A 15,918-nucleotide genomic window follows, 5' to 3' on the forward strand; every position below is an offset into this window, starting at 1 on the left:
CCATCCGCGAGGCCTTCTCCTCTTCGAAAACGAAGACTTTTGTACAAAAACGGTGAAAAACGCAAGTGTAAAGCCTAAAACGAAGGCAAAAAGGGCATAAAACCGCTTCGGAGTCCAATATTTTGTACAAAAAGAGGCTTCTTCTCTTCGGCCATGTGCTCGTGAGTCCCAAATATTCAACTCTTCTCATCGGCGAAGCATTTGTTTGTTCGTAATCACACTCATCCGCAACAGCGAGGCAAGTATGCGTACAAAATAAGATTCCTCTACTGAATTGTACCGCTTGCCAATGACAAAAGGATAATCACCATCGTGATGCAAGCCATTTTGAGGCAAAAACTAACTAAGGTAATAAAATATGTTTAATAAGATGCGTGTCAAATCTGTCAAGTTTAAACTTACTATTGGTGGACAAATTTTAACATTTAAAATTATATTGTTCATTTTATATTTTTTAATTTAAATCTCGATTTAGCCCAACTAACCCATTAATACATAAATTAAAATGACAGTAATGAGATTAATACCTTGGCGACAAACATCGGACACCAGTTGGCTAAAGCTGATTGGACTGCCGATACAATTCTCAGCCATCTTATTACTCTACTGAATAAAGAAAACAAGACAATGAGCACTGCGATTCAATTCGCACGTGGCGGTCAGGGCTCCAAAGCCCTACAAACCGAAGATGCTATTGTTGACAAACACTTCGTTTGCCTCAAACAATTTGTTTCGGCAAATATGTATCTATCTGATGAAAGTATCGCCGACAATGCGACTGCGGTATGGAAAATTATCAGCTCCCGTAATTTAAACCTTCACAAGCTGAGCTACGAAAGACAATTGGCACTCACCCATGCCCTAATCAGCAATCTTGAAGATGTGAGGGTGAAGCCATTGGTTGACAGTTTGATTGGCGTTAGCGATCGTGTCGCAGAATTGAAAGCCTCTACAACGAGTTTCGAAACACATTTCCGCAATATGAAAGAAGAGCTTGCCGGCATGGAAGAAACCATTGCGCCTTCGACTCAGAAAAATACAATTCGCAACCTGATTAACAATCACTTGCTTCCTTATTTAAATAATGCATCACAAGTGATGCCTGAAAAATACGAGGAAATCAATAAGGTGATTATCCAGCATATCGATGGCATAAACACCAAGGCGCGTGCTCGCAAAACCCGCAACACCACGCAGGAACAAGAGCCTAGCGCAACGGAATAATTTAATTGAGGGCTAAATTGCAAGGAAGAAATAGATCATGGGATCTGTTCCTTTTTTATTTTGGGCTAAAACCCAGGCAATCAAAAGAACAAAACAATGCACATATTCAAAAGACATCATCTGTCAATTTTGAAATTTTGTAATCCTGTGAATATTTAAGCTCCAAATAAAATATAAGACCCCAGACTCCTTTAATATCAATACTTATAGAAAGCCAATACAAGAAGCCAAGCCCTCAGACTAAATTTAAAATTGAATACTTCCCTAACATTGACTAATTTTAGTTGAAACTGAAACCTTTAAATACAAATCATATGGCTAATTTAAATGTAGAATTCATGGGGCTTAAGCTAAGAAACCCCATTATTGTAGGTGCTTGCACCCTATCGGCAACTGTTGAAGGCGCAAAAGAATTAGAACTTGCTGGCGCTGGTGCAATTGTCTATAAATCGCTTTTCGAAGAGCAAATCCAAATGGAACGTGCTCAGCTCGATGATGAGATGGACACCTACTCGGAACGAAATGCCGAGATGGTTTCCATATTTCCAACACTGGAACACGCAGGCCCTACGGAACATATCCTGAAGCTTATTGATGTCAAAAAGAATGTTTCGATTCCTGTTATTGCAAGTTTAAATTGTGTTTACGATGTAACATGGTTTGATTATGCCAAACAACTTGAAGATGCAGGGGTTGATGCCTTAGAGCTCAACTTTTATTCCATGCCAACAAGTATAGACAAAACTGCGGCTGAGATAGAAGAAGAGAAAGTGAAAATTGTAATGACTTTAAAAAAGAGACTGAAAATTCCATTCAGTATTAAGTTGAGTCCTTACTATACCAACACAATGAACTTTGTGAGCCAATTGGATAAGGCGGGAGCCTCAGCCTTTGTGTTATTTAATCGTCTGTTTCAACCCGAAATTAATATCGATAAGGAAAGTCATATCACACGTTTCAATTTAAGCCAAAAAGGCGATTTCAAACTAGGCCTTCGCTATGTTGGTTTGTTACACAACAAAATAAAAGGGGCTCTTTGTGGTACAAATGGTATTTACACACACGAAGATGTGATTCAGATGCTTTTAAGTGGTGCTGATGTTGTTCAAATGGTAAGTGCCATCTACAAAAATGAGCCTTCTTATATTGCAGAAGTTCTAGATGAACTTGAAAGCTGGATGGATGCTAAAGGTTATAAAACAATTAGTGAATTCAGAGGCAAACTTTCCGATAACGAATTAAAATCCTCCGACATCTACTATCGTGCTCAATATCTGGATTTTTTACTAAAACCAGAAGAGATCATCAACAAATACCCCATGCGATAAGGGAACGATTAAACAGGAACAAAGCTGGTCGACTGATCGGCTTTATTCTTGTGTATAATGATGAGAAAAAGGAATTTAAAGCCCTGCAAACGTTTGAAAAATGAAAGTCTAAATCATTTGAAAAAAGACAGTTAGATTGTCAGCTTATAGCTTTTATTTTAAAGAAAAGAACGTTACTTTTGTGTACAATTTTCAAGTCCGAATACAGACAAAAAGCCTTGTGAATTTAAGATTTAGAATATTATAAGTTAATATATAATTGTTATTGAATGCTTTAATTAACAAAGCTGAATAACATTTAAAACTAAAAAGCGATAATTATGAGTACTAAGTACGTTTATACTTTTGGTGACGGTAAAGCCGAAGGTAAAGCAGACATGAAGAATTTGCTTGGAGGTAAAGGTGCAAACCTTGCTGAAATGAACCTAATTGGTGTTCCAGTTCCTGCTGGTTTCACTATCACTACTGAAGTTTGTACTGATTACAACAAGCTTGGAAAAGATGCTGTTGTTGCAATGATCAAAGAGCAAGTTGAAGCTGCTGTTAAAACTACAGAAGCTGCAATGAACGCTAAATTTGATGCTAAGGATGGTTCTTTCCCATTGTTATTATCAGTTCGTTCTGGTGCTCGTGCTTCTATGCCAGGTATGATGAACACTGTTCTTAACCTAGGTATGAACGATGAGACAGTAAAAATTATTGCTGAAAAATCAGGGAACGAAAAATTTGCTTACGATTCATATCGTCGTTTCATCCACATGTACGGTGACGTAGTTATGGGTGTTGAGGCTGAAGAAGGACATCATAACCCATTTGAGGTTGTTCTTGACGAATTGAAAGAAGCTAAAGGTTACAAAGTTGATACTGAATTAACTGTTGAAGATCTTAAGGTTCTTGTTGAAGGTTACAAAGCAGTTATACGCGAGCACGCTGGTGTTGACTTCCCTACTAATCCTTGGGATCAGCTTTGGGGTTCTGTATGTGCTGTATTCGATTCTTGGAATACTGAGCGTGCAATCCTTTACCGTCGTATGGAAAATATTCCTTCTGAGTGGGGAACTGCTGTAAACGTACAAGCTATGGTTTATGGTAACATGGGTGATACTTCTGCTACAGGAGTTTGTTTCTCTCGTGATGCTGCTACTGGTGAAGACCAATTCAACGGTGAGTATTTGATCAACGCACAAGGTGAAGATGTTGTGTCTGGTGTTCGTACTCCTCTTGAAATTACTAAAGTTGGTTCACTTCGTTGGGCTGAGCGTAACGGTACTTCTGAAGAAGTTCGTCAAGCTGAATTCCTTTCTATGGAAGAAGCTATGCCTGAGCTTTACAATGAACTTGATACGATCCAACAAAAACTTGAAGATCACTATTCAGATATGCAAGATATGGAGTTCACCATTCAAGATGGTAAGCTTTGGATGTTGCAAACTCGTTCTGGTAAGCGTACTGGTGCAGCTATGGTAAAAATGGCTGTTGATATGTTGGAGCAAGGTATGATTGATGCGAAAACAGCAATCTTACGTCAAGAGCCTAACAAATTAGATGAGTTACTTCACCCAGTATTCGAGCAATCTGCAATTGATGCTGCTAAAGAGCTTTCTAAAGGTCTTCCAGCTTCTCCAGGTGCTGCTACAGGACAAATCGTATTCTCTGCAACGGCTGCTGAAGATTGGGCTGCTGCAGGTAAAAAAGTAATTTTAGTACGTCGCGAGACTTCTCCAGAAGACTTGAAAGGTATGTACGCTGCTGAAGGTATTCTTACTGAGCGTGGTGGTATGACTTCTCACGCTGCTGTAGTTGCTCGTGGTATGGGTAAATGTTGTATTTCTTCTGCTGCTGGTGTTTTAGTAACAGGAACTTCTATGACTATCAACGGTGTTGATTTTAAAGAAGGTGATTTCATCTCATTGAACGGTACTACTGGTAAAGTTTACGAAGGTAAAGTTGCTACAATCACTCCTACTTTAGATGGTGATTTCGGTAAATTGATGGATCTTGCAGAGAACAACACACGTATGTACGTTCGTACAAACGCTGATACTCCTGCTGATGCTCAAACTGCTCGTGAATTCGGTGCCAAAGGTATTGGTCTATGTCGTACAGAGCATATGTTCTTCGAAGGCGATAAGATCTGGAAAATGCGTGAGATGATTCTTGCTGAAGATCTTGAAGGACGTAAAGCTGCTTTAGCTAAATTACTTCCTGTTCAGAGAGAAGACTTCTCTGGAATTCTTGAAGCTATGGACGGTTTTGGTGTTACTATTCGTCTACTGGATCCACCATTGCACGAATTTACTCCTAACGATGAGGCTTCTCAAATTGAGATGGCTGAAAAATTAGGTATTGATGTATCTATCGTTAAAGCTAAAGTTGAATCTCTTCACGAGTTTAACCCAATGTTGGGTCACCGTGGTTGTCGTCTAGGTAATACTTACCCAGAGATTACAGAGATGCAAGCTCGTGCTATTATCGAAGCTGCTTGTGATCTTAAAGCTAAAGGAAAAGATCCTAAGCCAGAGATCATGGTTCCATTGATCGGAACTCTTAAAGAATTTAAGATGCAGGAAGATATCATCAGAGAAACTGCTGCTGCAGTATTCGCTGAGAAAGGTATCAAAGTAGATTTCTTAGTAGGTACAATGATCGAGATTCCTCGTGCTGCATTGACTGCTGATGCAATTGCTGAGTATGCTGAATTCTTCTCTTTCGGAACAAATGACTTGACTCAAATGGGATTCGGTTATTCTCGTGACGATGCTGGTAAATTCTTACCTATCTATATTGAAAAAGGTATCCTTAAGCACGATCCTTTCCAAGTATTAGATCAAGAAGGTATCGGTCAATTGGTACGTATGGGTTGTGAAAAAGGAAAATCAACTCGTCCTGATATCAAATTAGGTATCTGTGGTGAGCACGGTGGTGAGCCATCTTCAGTTGAGTTCTGTAACTCAGTTGGTATGGATTACGTTTCTTGTTCTCCTTTCCGTGTGCCAATCGCACGTTTAGCTGCTGCTCAAGCTAACTTGAAGCAAAACTAAGAGAATCATATTCTCAATATATAGAAAGGCTGTCCTCAGGGGCAGCCTTTCATGTTTTACGGCTTTTATAGGTCTACAATTCCTCCCAGCTTATCTGTAATGGCATAACTTATTTAAGTATCTTCTATCAAGAACTTATGTACTTTTCTAAAAAGTAAACAAATAACATAAGCGAAACTAATGTTCTAATAAATATAAATAGTTTAAGATATAATATGTAATTTTATGTCTGAATGAAAAAAATAGCCTCTTAAATGAGAAATTTAAAACTAACTTTTAAAATATAGGATCATGGCAAAATCTCAAGACGCTAAAAAGAGCGAGAAAAAAGAGCCTCTTAAAACGGCTAAAGAAAAAAAAGCAGAGAAAAGAGAGAAAAAAGCTAAGAAAGCTTAATCCATTTCTGTAAAAAAAGCTAAAACTATTGCCTATGAAAATACAATGGTAATAAATAGAAATATTTAAGGCTGTCCAAATGGGCAGCCTTATTTCATTGCAATAAATTTGATAAGTTTGACGTCGAAAACTATAATAACAAACACTCTTCTGTATAAAAAAACACAAAATGATAATAGATAAAATAGAAAACTTAAAGCTTTATGCAAGTTTAAGTGACAGACTGGCTAAAGGGATTGAATACATAAGCAATTCAGATTTTTCTAAAATTGATTTGGGAACTTATAAAATTGAAGGTGATGATGTTTTTGCAATGGTTCAGGAATACGACACAAGGAAGATTGAAGATTGCAAACTTGAGGGACACAGCAAGTATATCGATATTCAATATATTATTACAGGAGAAGAACATATTGGACTTACATCCAAGACTAATCAAGAACTTGAAGTGAAAAACGACAAAGATGATTATGCTTTTTACAAGGGCGATTCAACTTTGTTTAAATTCGATCAGTCAGTATTTGGCATATTTTTTCCAGATGATCTACACATGCCATGTGTTGGGCTAAACCAAATTTCAATAGTGCGAAAAGTAGTTGTGAAAGTACGCATTTAAGACTCTAATATATACCTGGAATTAGTGAGACTAACGACACACTAATCTTCAAAATAGAATATCTGAAAAAATAATATTTAATAATGAAGTGGAATTTAAAATTTAGAAAATGGCATAGGGATTTTTCATATTTCTATGCAGGCTTATTAATGGCATTTTCAATATCTGGGATCGCCTTAAATCACCGTCAATCATGGGATCCTCGAGATTACACCTATGAAACGATCACATTGCAAATCGATCTTCCAGCAGACGAAGATGCAATTGATGATGTTTTCTTCGAAACATGGTTAAAGCAAAACAATATCGATCTAGAATTCCGAGGTTCAGGCTGGCGAAGAGGTGGTCACAACCTTTATTTCAAAGATGCATACGCTTTCATTGATCCAAAAACAGGCAAGGGAGAATTGGAGATGTTCAATATCAGACCTGTATTGGGACAGATGGTTGATCTGCACAAATCGAACGATAGTTTATGGTTATGGTATTCCGACCTTTTTGCGATTAGTGTTTTAATTATTTGCCTGACGGGTTTAATAATCACAAAGGGAAAGTTTGGTTTCAAACAAAGAGGTTGGAAATTGGCACTTGTTGGCGTACTAATTCCTTCCATCATGTGGTTTTTTATATAAGCAAGATGAGATATTGAAATGCAGATTACTGAATCCGTAATCTGCATTTCATATTTAGAGTTCTATTTTGCTTAATAATTCAATATTCTCAATATCACTATAATCGTATTGATAAAGACCATCTCTACCGATACAAATAAGCAAATCGCCAAATGGAATTACATCGTAAGTATTGATGTCGGGGTAGAGTGCTAAAACATGTTGGGTAATCGTTAATGGATCATTGGCATCGTAAATTTTTAAGCCTGCACTCCCATCACAAACAAAAAGGATGGAATTATCTATTCCTAAACCATACGGTTCTGTCATTTGATAGGATTTTATTTGCTTGGGTAAATTTATATCAGAGAGATCGATCACATCCAACACATTTTGATTCTGACCACATGTATTACCTGAACGAATGGTTACGTAGGCAGTATTATTTTCCACCACAACAGGATCACAACCTCTAAAATGATTATAATTGCTTATAAACTCAGGTGAATACGGTGAACTAAGATCATAGATATTCATTCCATTTTGCCCACCAATAAAGAGTCTATTTTCGCTGATAAAAAGAGTCTCCATCATCCACCCCACATTAAAATCCCCACTGTGAGTCATTGAATTCACATTGCTGATATCATAAACAGTAAGCTGATGTTCATTTTTCAAGACATATAGTGCATCATTACTTAATATGAAGCGAGCCATTGAACCTGCAGTCCCCGTTGTACTATTATTGATTCCAGGACTTTTGGATGAATTGTAACCGTTGACTCCATCGTAACATGGATAAATGTAATCTGGCTCTTCTATTTCAACTGTAACACGTTTTACCTCCCAACCAATAATAACCCCTTTTGTTTCATCAATATCATCATATCGAAGCGTATTTCCTGTTGGAGGAATCATATAGCCCAAGTAATTCTTGAATCGCTGTTCTTCTTTTATATTGCTCAAATCCTCAATATCAAGAACAACTAAATCGGTATAGCTATCCACGTAAAGAGAATGCCCTTTTATAGCGATATCGACATTTCCGGGAATATTAAGAAAAGATGTGTTTACTGGATTTTTAGGATCGCTGTTGTCAATAATGTGAATTCCCTTTAAATATTCGTTGACAAAAATGTAGTTGTCTTTAAAATAGATCTTCGCCGGAGATTCAAATTCACGTGAGCCTTCAATTTTCACCGACGCTCTTAAATCTTCATAACTGAGATATATCGGTGAGTTAACGTGATATTTCTCTTCAATCTTATCTTCACATGACACAAATGTGACTGCAATAAGCATTAAAAAACTTAGCTTGATTATGTTGTTCATGATATAAAGCTTTTATGATTTGTAAGTATGATGCATAATTTTAAAAAAGGTTGCGTTTAAGACGCAACCTTTTCATTATCATCACATCTTTAAAAAAAACAAACAACTATCATGGGGAATAGATTTTTTAAAACACAGATATTACTGGCTTGTATATTTATCACAACAACAAGTCTGGCGCAGGAAAGTCAAGATACAAAAAGGAGTCCCTCTCCAATTAAAAACCACTTTCAGACTGGAGTTCTTTTAGGGAGTAGTAACAACCAAAATAAAGCGCCATTTTCCTTAATGTATAGTTCTTCTTATCTGTTTAAAAATCAATTCTTGCTGGGTTTGGGCATCGCATACGAAAGCTTTAGGGAGGCACAGATGCCTATTTTTGTAAGATTAGAACATCCCATCAAACATGGCGATGTTGACGTTTTTGCATTTACCAATATGGGGTATAGTTTTAATCTGGAAAATAGAAAGGCTCACAACTATCAGTACTCCAATCTTGATTTCGATTCAAAAGGAGGCTGGCTCATCAATCCTGGCATGGGAATCAAACTTCGCGTAGGTTCTTCCAGCAAATTGCTGCTTTCGATAGGCTATCGTTATCAAAAAATTAAACACAAAGCCTACAATACTTATACTTTGGATAATGAAATACACTACGACAGCTACAATCGCATCTCATTACATTTGGGATTAGAATTTTAGCCATCTATACCAAAGATTTGTAATCAGGAATTTCGGGGATAAACTCAAAGCTATTTTTATCGTAATCGATACGACAACAATAGTGCGTAAGGCCATTAGTTACAACCAGGTAAGGCACCTGCAACTTCATATTATAACGAGCAATCTGATTAAAAGTATCTTGTGATATTTTCACACAAGCCGCTTTGCATTCAACAATCATTAATGGATTAGCCTTATTATTATACAAGACAATATCACTGCGTTGCGGCATTCGATTAACATCCACTTTCTTTTCAACAGCGATCAATCCTCTGGGATAATTCTTTGAGTCAACCAAATAAGAAATGAAATTCTGCCTCACCCATTCTTCTGGAGTTAATACCACAAACTTCCTTCTTATACTATCAAAAATTAGCTTTCTTTGTCCTTCTAATTTGATATTAAAATTGTAGGTGGGTAGATTTAGTTTGTCCATATTTTCGTTATATTGAAAACAAATATAAACAGATTTCACTAGCTCATCGTCAAATCAGGAAAGCAAATTATTCAGCATATGAAGACAAAAGAAGAAATTGTAAAAAATTGGCTAACCCGTTATACGGGAAGAGCATTAAAAGACTTCGATCAATATATTCTTCTAACCAACTTCAATAGTTATCTAGAAATCTTTGCCGAGAAATATAATATTGCAATTACTGGCGAAGACAAAGCAATGCCAAACGTCTCGGCAGATGGCATTACCATGATAAATTTTGGAATGGGTAGTCCTAATGCGGCTACTATAATGGATCTACTTAGTGCCATAAAACCCAAAGGTGTCTTATTTTTGGGAAAGTGTGGTGGACTGAAGAAAAAAAACAAACTGGGAGATTTGATTCTTCCCATTGCTGCTATTAGAAGTGAGGGGACATCTAATGACTACTTGCCTCCCGAAATACCAGCACTACCAGCATTTGGCTTACAAAGAGCTGTCTCTCAGGTTATAGCCGATAAAAATATTAAATATTGGACGGGAACCGTTTTCACGACCAACAAGAGAGTTTGGGAATTTGACGAGCGTTTTAAAAAATATCTGGCTAAAACTCGTGCTATGGCCATCGATATGGAAACTGCAACCATATTTACGGTTGGTTTTTTTAACGAAATTCCATCAGGAGCAGTCTTATTAGTTTCTGATCAACCGATGATTTCAACTGGAGTTAAAACTGAAAGTAGCGACGCCATTGTCACCGATCGATTTGTTAATCGGCATATCCAAGCAGGAATCGATGCCCTAAAAGAGGTTATGCACAATAAAGAATCAGTTAAACATCTTAGATTCTAGAAAAAAAACAATTCAAAAGAATTACATGACATTTGAAGAAATATACAGCAGTATAAAAAAACAGGAATATGCCCCCATCTATTTCTTAATGGGAGAAGAGAGTTTTTATATCGATAAAATCACAGACTACATCCTAGAAAATGCTCTTCCGCAAGCTGAGCGTGATTTTAACCAGACGGTGTTTTATGGTAAGGACGCTGATATCGCTAACATTATGGATACGGCTCGCCGTTTTCCAATGATGTCAACACGACAGCTTGTAGTTGTAAAAGAAGCGCAACAACTCAAAAATATCGAATTGCTGGATACTTACATAAAAAACCCTCTCAAGTCAACCATATTAGTCATTAATTACAAATACAAATCATTAGACAAAAGAAAAGCATTTACTAAAAATGTGGCTCAATATGGTATTTTATTTGAATCAAAAAAAATATACGAAAACCAGTTGCCAGATTGGATATCAAAATATACAAGTAGCTTAAAACTCAAAATTGATACAAAGGCCAGTATTCTTCTCTCAGAATTTCTAGGTAATGATTTAAGTAAAATTTCAAATGAGCTGGATAAATTAAGCATCAATATACCGCAGGGAAACACTATTACAGCTGACGATATCGAGAAAAATATTGGTATTTCAAAAGACTTCAACAACTTTGAATTACAAAATGCATTGGGTAAAAAAGATGTTGTAAAGGCAAATCAGATCATAAATTACTTCTCAACAAACGAGAAAAACAATCCGATTTACGTCACAATTGCCCTACTTCACTCCTATTTTTCAAAAATTTTAAAATTTCATTTCTTAAAAAACAAGACCAATGATAAAATTACGGCTTCTGCTCTCGGCGTCAATCCATTCTTTGTAAAAGACTACAAATCAGCAGCAAGACTATACAACCCGAAGAAACTTGTTTCAATTATAAACCTTCTGAGGGAGTACGATTTAAAATCAAAAGGCATTGGGAATGTTAGCTCAAAAAATGGGGATCTTCTAAAGGAATTAATATTCAAAACACTTCATTAGCAATTTATAAACAAATCTATTATCTTTAAAATTATATTTCGTTTAATCTAATTGGGTTATTTCATGGCGAATAGAACATATTATTAGTATATTAGTGTAAAATAATCATTCGTCCATCATCAAAGAATTTGTATTTAACTATGAAATCAATTTTTACTCTTTCTTTTCTACTTGTTATATTATTTGGACCAAACATAAGCTTTGGCCAGGATGGTGCCCCCCCTGTAGCGAAGAATGATTCTGTTTCTATAAATAACAAAACACTAGTTGATGAGGTTAATTATATCGAAATCGTATTTCTTGAAAATGATATTTATTCGTCTTCAACATTAGATTTCTCGCAAACAAAAATTCTTCGTCAAAACGATCAAGCCGGAAAAGCTTATCTGATTGAAAACAACTCATTAATAGTTTTTTACCCATATGAAGACAGCTTTGGTGTCGATACCGTATTCTACGAAATTTGCAATAATCGAAGCCAATGTAGTCAGGCTTATATTTTAGTCGATGTTAAAAATCCTAATAACGTAGATTTACTAATTCCTAACGCTTTTTCACCTGACGGTGATAATATCAATGACAAATTCTACATTAAAGGTATAGAGAATTATCCTGTTAATGAATTCATCGTATTTTCGAGATGGGGTTCTAAAGTCTTCGATAAAAGCAATTACTCGAATGATGAAGCTTGGGACGGAAGCTATAGTAAAACTGGTGTTAAGTTAGGACCTGGAGACAAACTACCTCCCGGAACATATTTCTTCAAACTTATCATCAAGGATAAAAAGTACCTTAAGAGTGGCTATATCGTCATAAAGAAATAAGTGCGTCTTTTTCCAAATTGGTTATCAAAACCTTATGAATTCAGATAGCCCTAATACCACTATGTTTTTTCAACAAACAATCTACTCAAGATTATAAGTGAATGGATAAGCAGCGACATATCATCAGCATTTTTATTTTGACAACATTGATATGTCTTTTTTCTTTTTGCACGAAACTATCAGCTCAGGAAAACATTCTATTTTCAAATTACAATCACAACAAACTATTTCTAAACCCTGCATATTCAGGCAGCAATCCTTATATGGAAATAGCAATGGGCTACCATAAACAATGGACTGGAATAGATGGCGCACCCAAATCGGCAATACTATCTGCTCACGCACCATTAAACAATAGTCAGGTTGGTTTAGGGGCCATGTTATACAGTAATAAAATTGGGATCTTAAATGAAACTGGATTCTTTGCGAACTACGCCTACAAAATTAATATGCCAAAGGATCGCGTATTCTCTTTCGGATTTCAGGCAGGGCTGGTTAACAAAGAAGTTCGATGGTCAGAGGTAACCACCTATGACCCTAATTTTAATGGAGATGATCCAAGTATACCTAACATGAATGTGAGTAGTATTGCTCCAAATTTTGGTATAGGAGCCTATTACAATACACCTAAATTCCATATTGGACTCTCGGCTCCTCGCCTTTTGCAGAACGCTTATCCTCATGAAAAAGGTTTGAGCAAGTCTATTAATTTTGAATTCAATGACATCTACTTTTATTTAAATTCTGGTGTTCTGATCAATATTAATTCTGAAATTCAAGCCTCCCCATCAGTACTGTTTTTTTCTTCCTTAAACTCAATAACCAATTATAGCTTCAATCTTAATCTTAGTCATATAAACGGTATTTCTGCTGGAGGAAGCTTTCGGTCTGAGAAGTATTGGGCAATTAATATGGGCTATGAATTCGACTCCACACTAGGCATATCCTACTCCTTTGAAAATAGTCTTGACAAACTAAAAAAAGGCGATCATACAAGCCATGAAATTTTCATAACTTATAAAATTTCTTTGAAGAAAAGTAGCTATACATCACCTAGATATTTCTAAAGTTGTGTATTTTGCATCCTGTACAGGTTCAAAACTTGTTTCATTCAGACGATTAGAATTTAAACCGTCAACTATAACTGACTAGATATTTAAACTATGTATAAAAAATTGCTAACAACAATTTTTGTTGCCCTTATATTGTTCATAACTCAGACATCAGCTTACGCACAGAACAAAAACCTTGAGAAAGGTCAACGATTCTTTGCGAAAAAGGAGTATAAACTTGCTATTCCCTTCCTGAAGAAATATTCTCTAAATCATAAGGATAAAGCAGTTAAAAGAGATCTATTCCTTTGTTATTTAGAAACTCAGCAAGATAATGAGGCTCTGAAACTTGTAAAAAGGATGATTAAAAATCCCGAGGCAGAAGCAGTTGACTTCCTTAATTATGCTAATTTATTAAAGAAGTTACATAACTACCAAGAAGCAAAAGAATGGTATACTAAATACAGTAAACTTAATCCATCTGATAAAATTGCAAAACAACACATTCAAGCTTGTAATATTATTAATGAAATCAAAGATGACAGTTTGTATATTGCAAAGCCTCTAAATATAAACACATCGCAAACTGATTATGCAACATCTTTTTATAAAGATGGCTTGGTTTTAGTTTCTGGTCGATCTAATAAGCAATCTAAACAAATAAATAGAGAGACTAGAGATCACTACTTCAACCTTTATTTTTCAAAGAAGATTGGGACTACCTACTCTATTCCTAAGTTATTATCCGAGGAACTCAATTCAAAATATCACGAAGGGTCTGCTTGCTTTTCTTCGAATGAAAAATTCATCTATTTTTCAAGAAACAAAGGAACTGCTGACTTAAATGGTCAGGCAAGATTACATATTTATATGTCACGTTTTAACAATGGAAAATGGGATAAGCCAGAATTATTTTTACATGCTAGTGATGATTATTCAACTGGACATCCTTCTATCTCAAAAGAGGGTAAACTTTTGTTCTTCATTTCAAATATGCCTGGAGGATATGGTGGTACAGATATTTATTATTGCAGAAAAAAAGGCTTCTCTTGGGGGCCACCAATCAACTTAGGTCCTAGTATTAATACATCGAGTAACGAGATGTTTCCTTATATCGGTGAAGATCAAAACCTGTACTTCGCATCGAGTGGACACGTTGGCTTTGGTGGCTTAGATATATTTAAATCTAGCTTTGAACAGAACCACTGGAATTACCCGGTAAACATTGGATACCCATTTAATTCAGATAAAGATGATTTCGCATACATCTTCGATCACAAGAAAAAAATGGGCTATTTCTCATCAAATAGAAATGATAGTGATGATATCTTTGAGTTCAAAAGTAATCCAGCAAAACTGAAAATACTTAGCGGTCAAATATCAAAACTTAGACCCAAAGAACCTATAGACAGTGTCACTGTATTTCTTGTGGACAAGAATCTTATTTTAGATAAGACGTATACAGATCCTTCAGGAAACTTTAGTTTCGATATTTTCAAGGATAAAAAATATAGTTTGGTTATTCAAAAACCAGATTTTAAAATGAAACGTGTTCTATATTTCCCTCAAAATTTAGTTAAGAACAGAAATATAAAAATCAGATTAGAAGAATCTCCATGGGCAAATATAAAAGCCTTTGTTAAGAATCAATTCTCATCAAATCCTATTGAAAATGCAAAAGTTGAAGTCGTTAATAAAACGTACAAACTATCAACCTATTACAATACAGACTCCAATGGGAATTTCTCTTTGGATATAGATACTGGAAATTACTACGATCTAATCGTTTCAAAACCTGGGTATTTTACAACAGTTCTTACAAACTATATGTACGATGAGATTCAATCTATCGATCTAATTAAAACTAAAAGAAACCAAACGATCGAATTACAAACATCTACCTTTCCAAATCAAGGTTGGTTATTAAGCGAGATAACAAAAGGAGAATTGAATAATGTGATAGAGATCTTAAATCATAATCCTGATGTTCTTATCGAGGTTAGAGCCAGTACTAAAATTGATAATGGTAACAGAAAGAATAAAGAACTTTGTTTAAAAAGAGCAACTGAAGCTATGAATTATCTAATTACTCAAGGAATTACTGCCAATCGAATCAAAATTAATGCAGTTGGGTTTAACACAAGAAGCGCTACAATTGTTGTAAAACTAGTTGAGTCATTCTAGATCATCAATAAACTTTTATCCTGGCTATATTTATATATAGCTATCACAATTACACAGTATATTATGACCATATTAATCATAGCTATTACAGTAATCATCTCAATTACTGCTTTTAATAAAACAGAATTACTTTACCGATACCAGTTCAATGCCTACCAGATAGTGAAGCGTGGACAATGGTATAGAATTCTAACTCATGGTTTTCTTCATGCCAATTGGAATCACTTATTGGTGAATATGATTGTTCTATTCTTCTTTGGAGGAGCTCTTGAGAA

Annotated in this window: 14 protein-coding genes; 12 read left to right on the plus strand and 2 right to left on the minus strand. The window is 35.5% G+C overall.

What is annotated here, in order from left to right; translation table 11 throughout:
- Positions 1–552: 552 nt before the first annotated feature.
- The 5 genes from ABY905_RS06645 (at position 553) to ABY905_RS06665 (ending at position 7,237) form a co-directional block, all read left to right on the plus strand.
- Positions 553–1,224, plus strand: a complete 672-nt coding sequence (locus ABY905_RS06645; RefSeq protein ID WP_372641815.1) for a DUF6261 family protein — start codon at positions 553–555, stop codon at positions 1,222–1,224.
- 314 nt (positions 1,225–1,538) lie between these two features.
- A complete protein-coding gene (locus ABY905_RS06650) occupies positions 1,539–2,552 on the plus strand; it encodes a dihydroorotate dehydrogenase-like protein (RefSeq protein WP_372641817.1) in 1,014 nt (337 codons plus the stop codon).
- Positions 2,553–2,872: 320 nt separating this feature from the next.
- Positions 2,873–5,593 (plus strand): pyruvate, phosphate dikinase, encoded by a 2,721-nt coding sequence (ppdK, locus tag ABY905_RS06655; RefSeq protein ID WP_372641819.1) that lies wholly within the window; start codon positions 2,873–2,875, stop codon positions 5,591–5,593.
- A gap of 565 nt (positions 5,594–6,158) precedes the next feature.
- Entirely contained in the window at positions 6,159–6,605 is a 447-nt protein-coding gene (locus tag ABY905_RS06660) for a YhcH/YjgK/YiaL family protein (RefSeq protein WP_372641821.1), read from the plus strand.
- 83 nt (positions 6,606–6,688) lie between these two features.
- A complete protein-coding gene (locus ABY905_RS06665) occupies positions 6,689–7,237 on the plus strand; it encodes a PepSY-associated TM helix domain-containing protein (RefSeq protein ID WP_372641823.1) in 549 nt (182 codons plus the stop codon).
- A 54-nt stretch (positions 7,238–7,291) separates the two neighbouring features.
- On the opposite strand, the gene ABY905_RS06670 is transcribed toward ABY905_RS06665, so the two are convergent.
- Entirely contained in the window at positions 7,292–8,548 is a 1,257-nt protein-coding gene (locus ABY905_RS06670; RefSeq protein ID WP_372641825.1) for an LVIVD repeat-containing protein, read from the minus strand.
- A gap of 111 nt (positions 8,549–8,659) precedes the next feature.
- Between ABY905_RS06670 and ABY905_RS06675 the strand changes: the two genes are divergently transcribed.
- Positions 8,660–9,250, plus strand: coding sequence for a hypothetical protein (locus ABY905_RS06675; RefSeq protein ID WP_372641827.1), 591 nt, complete (start codon positions 8,660–8,662; stop codon positions 9,248–9,250).
- 4 nt (positions 9,251–9,254) lie between these two features.
- Here the strand turns inward: ABY905_RS06675 and ABY905_RS06680 are convergent, their stop codons facing one another.
- On the minus strand, positions 9,255–9,707 hold the full coding sequence (locus ABY905_RS06680) for a type I restriction enzyme HsdR N-terminal domain-containing protein (RefSeq protein WP_372641829.1): 453 nt from the start codon (positions 9,705–9,707) through the stop codon (positions 9,255–9,257).
- A gap of 78 nt (positions 9,708–9,785) precedes the next feature.
- Between ABY905_RS06680 and ABY905_RS06685 the strand changes: the two genes are divergently transcribed.
- The 6 genes from ABY905_RS06685 to ABY905_RS06710 form a co-directional block, all read left to right on the plus strand.
- Positions 9,786–10,556: an AMP nucleosidase gene (locus ABY905_RS06685; protein WP_372641831.1), complete on the plus strand. Its 771-nt coding sequence runs from the start codon at positions 9,786–9,788 to the stop codon at positions 10,554–10,556.
- 25 nt (positions 10,557–10,581) lie between these two features.
- Positions 10,582–11,583, plus strand: a complete 1,002-nt coding sequence (gene holA / locus ABY905_RS06690; RefSeq protein ID WP_372641833.1) for a DNA polymerase III subunit delta — start codon at positions 10,582–10,584, stop codon at positions 11,581–11,583.
- A 140-nt stretch (positions 11,584–11,723) separates the two neighbouring features.
- Complete coding sequence (locus ABY905_RS06695; RefSeq protein ID WP_372641835.1) at positions 11,724–12,407, plus strand: gliding motility-associated C-terminal domain-containing protein; 684 nt, start codon at positions 11,724–11,726, stop codon at positions 12,405–12,407.
- Positions 12,408–12,508: 101 nt separating this feature from the next.
- The gene (locus tag ABY905_RS06700; RefSeq protein WP_372641837.1) at positions 12,509–13,474 is read left to right on the plus strand and encodes a PorP/SprF family type IX secretion system membrane protein; all 966 of its coding nucleotides are present in this window, start codon (positions 12,509–12,511) and stop codon (positions 13,472–13,474) included.
- 96 nt (positions 13,475–13,570) lie between these two features.
- Positions 13,571–15,643, plus strand: coding sequence for a carboxypeptidase regulatory-like domain-containing protein (locus ABY905_RS06705; RefSeq protein WP_372641839.1), 2,073 nt, complete (start codon positions 13,571–13,573; stop codon positions 15,641–15,643).
- Positions 15,644–15,706: 63 nt separating this feature from the next.
- Positions 15,707–15,918: rhomboid family intramembrane serine protease (locus tag ABY905_RS06710; RefSeq protein ID WP_372641841.1), on the plus strand; the 212-nt coding region annotated here is incomplete at its 3' end.

Origin of the sequence: Ancylomarina sp. (assembly GCF_041555295.1) — a bacterium.
In the GTDB taxonomy this organism is placed as follows: Bacteria; Bacteroidota; Bacteroidia; order Bacteroidales; family Marinifilaceae; genus Ancylomarina.

Excerpts from the sequence above, each read along its gene's own strand:
- ABY905_RS06695 (WP_372641835.1), top strand. The coding sequence starts at position 11,724 with ATGAAATCAATTTTTACTCTTTCTTTTCTACTTGTTATATTATTTGGA.
- holA (WP_372641833.1), top strand. The coding sequence starts at position 10,582 with ATGACATTTGAAGAAATATACAGCAGTATAAAAAAACAGGAATATGCC.
- ABY905_RS06700 (WP_372641837.1), top strand. The coding sequence starts at position 12,509 with ATGGATAAGCAGCGACATATCATCAGCATTTTTATTTTGACAACATTG.
- ABY905_RS06675 (WP_372641827.1), top strand. The coding sequence starts at position 8,660 with ATGGGGAATAGATTTTTTAAAACACAGATATTACTGGCTTGTATATTT.
- ABY905_RS06670 (WP_372641825.1), bottom strand. The coding sequence starts at position 8,548 with ATGAACAACATAATCAAGCTAAGTTTTTTAATGCTTATTGCAGTCACA.
- ppdK (WP_372641819.1), top strand. The coding sequence starts at position 2,873 with ATGAGTACTAAGTACGTTTATACTTTTGGTGACGGTAAAGCCGAAGGT.
- ABY905_RS06685 (WP_372641831.1), top strand. The coding sequence starts at position 9,786 with ATGAAGACAAAAGAAGAAATTGTAAAAAATTGGCTAACCCGTTATACG.
- ABY905_RS06705 (WP_372641839.1), top strand. The coding sequence starts at position 13,571 with ATGTATAAAAAATTGCTAACAACAATTTTTGTTGCCCTTATATTGTTC.
- ABY905_RS06680 (WP_372641829.1), bottom strand. The coding sequence starts at position 9,707 with ATGGACAAACTAAATCTACCCACCTACAATTTTAATATCAAATTAGAA.
- ABY905_RS06650 (WP_372641817.1), top strand. The coding sequence starts at position 1,539 with ATGGCTAATTTAAATGTAGAATTCATGGGGCTTAAGCTAAGAAACCCC.
- ABY905_RS06665 (WP_372641823.1), top strand. The coding sequence starts at position 6,689 with ATGAAGTGGAATTTAAAATTTAGAAAATGGCATAGGGATTTTTCATAT.
- ABY905_RS06660 (WP_372641821.1), top strand. The coding sequence starts at position 6,159 with ATGATAATAGATAAAATAGAAAACTTAAAGCTTTATGCAAGTTTAAGT.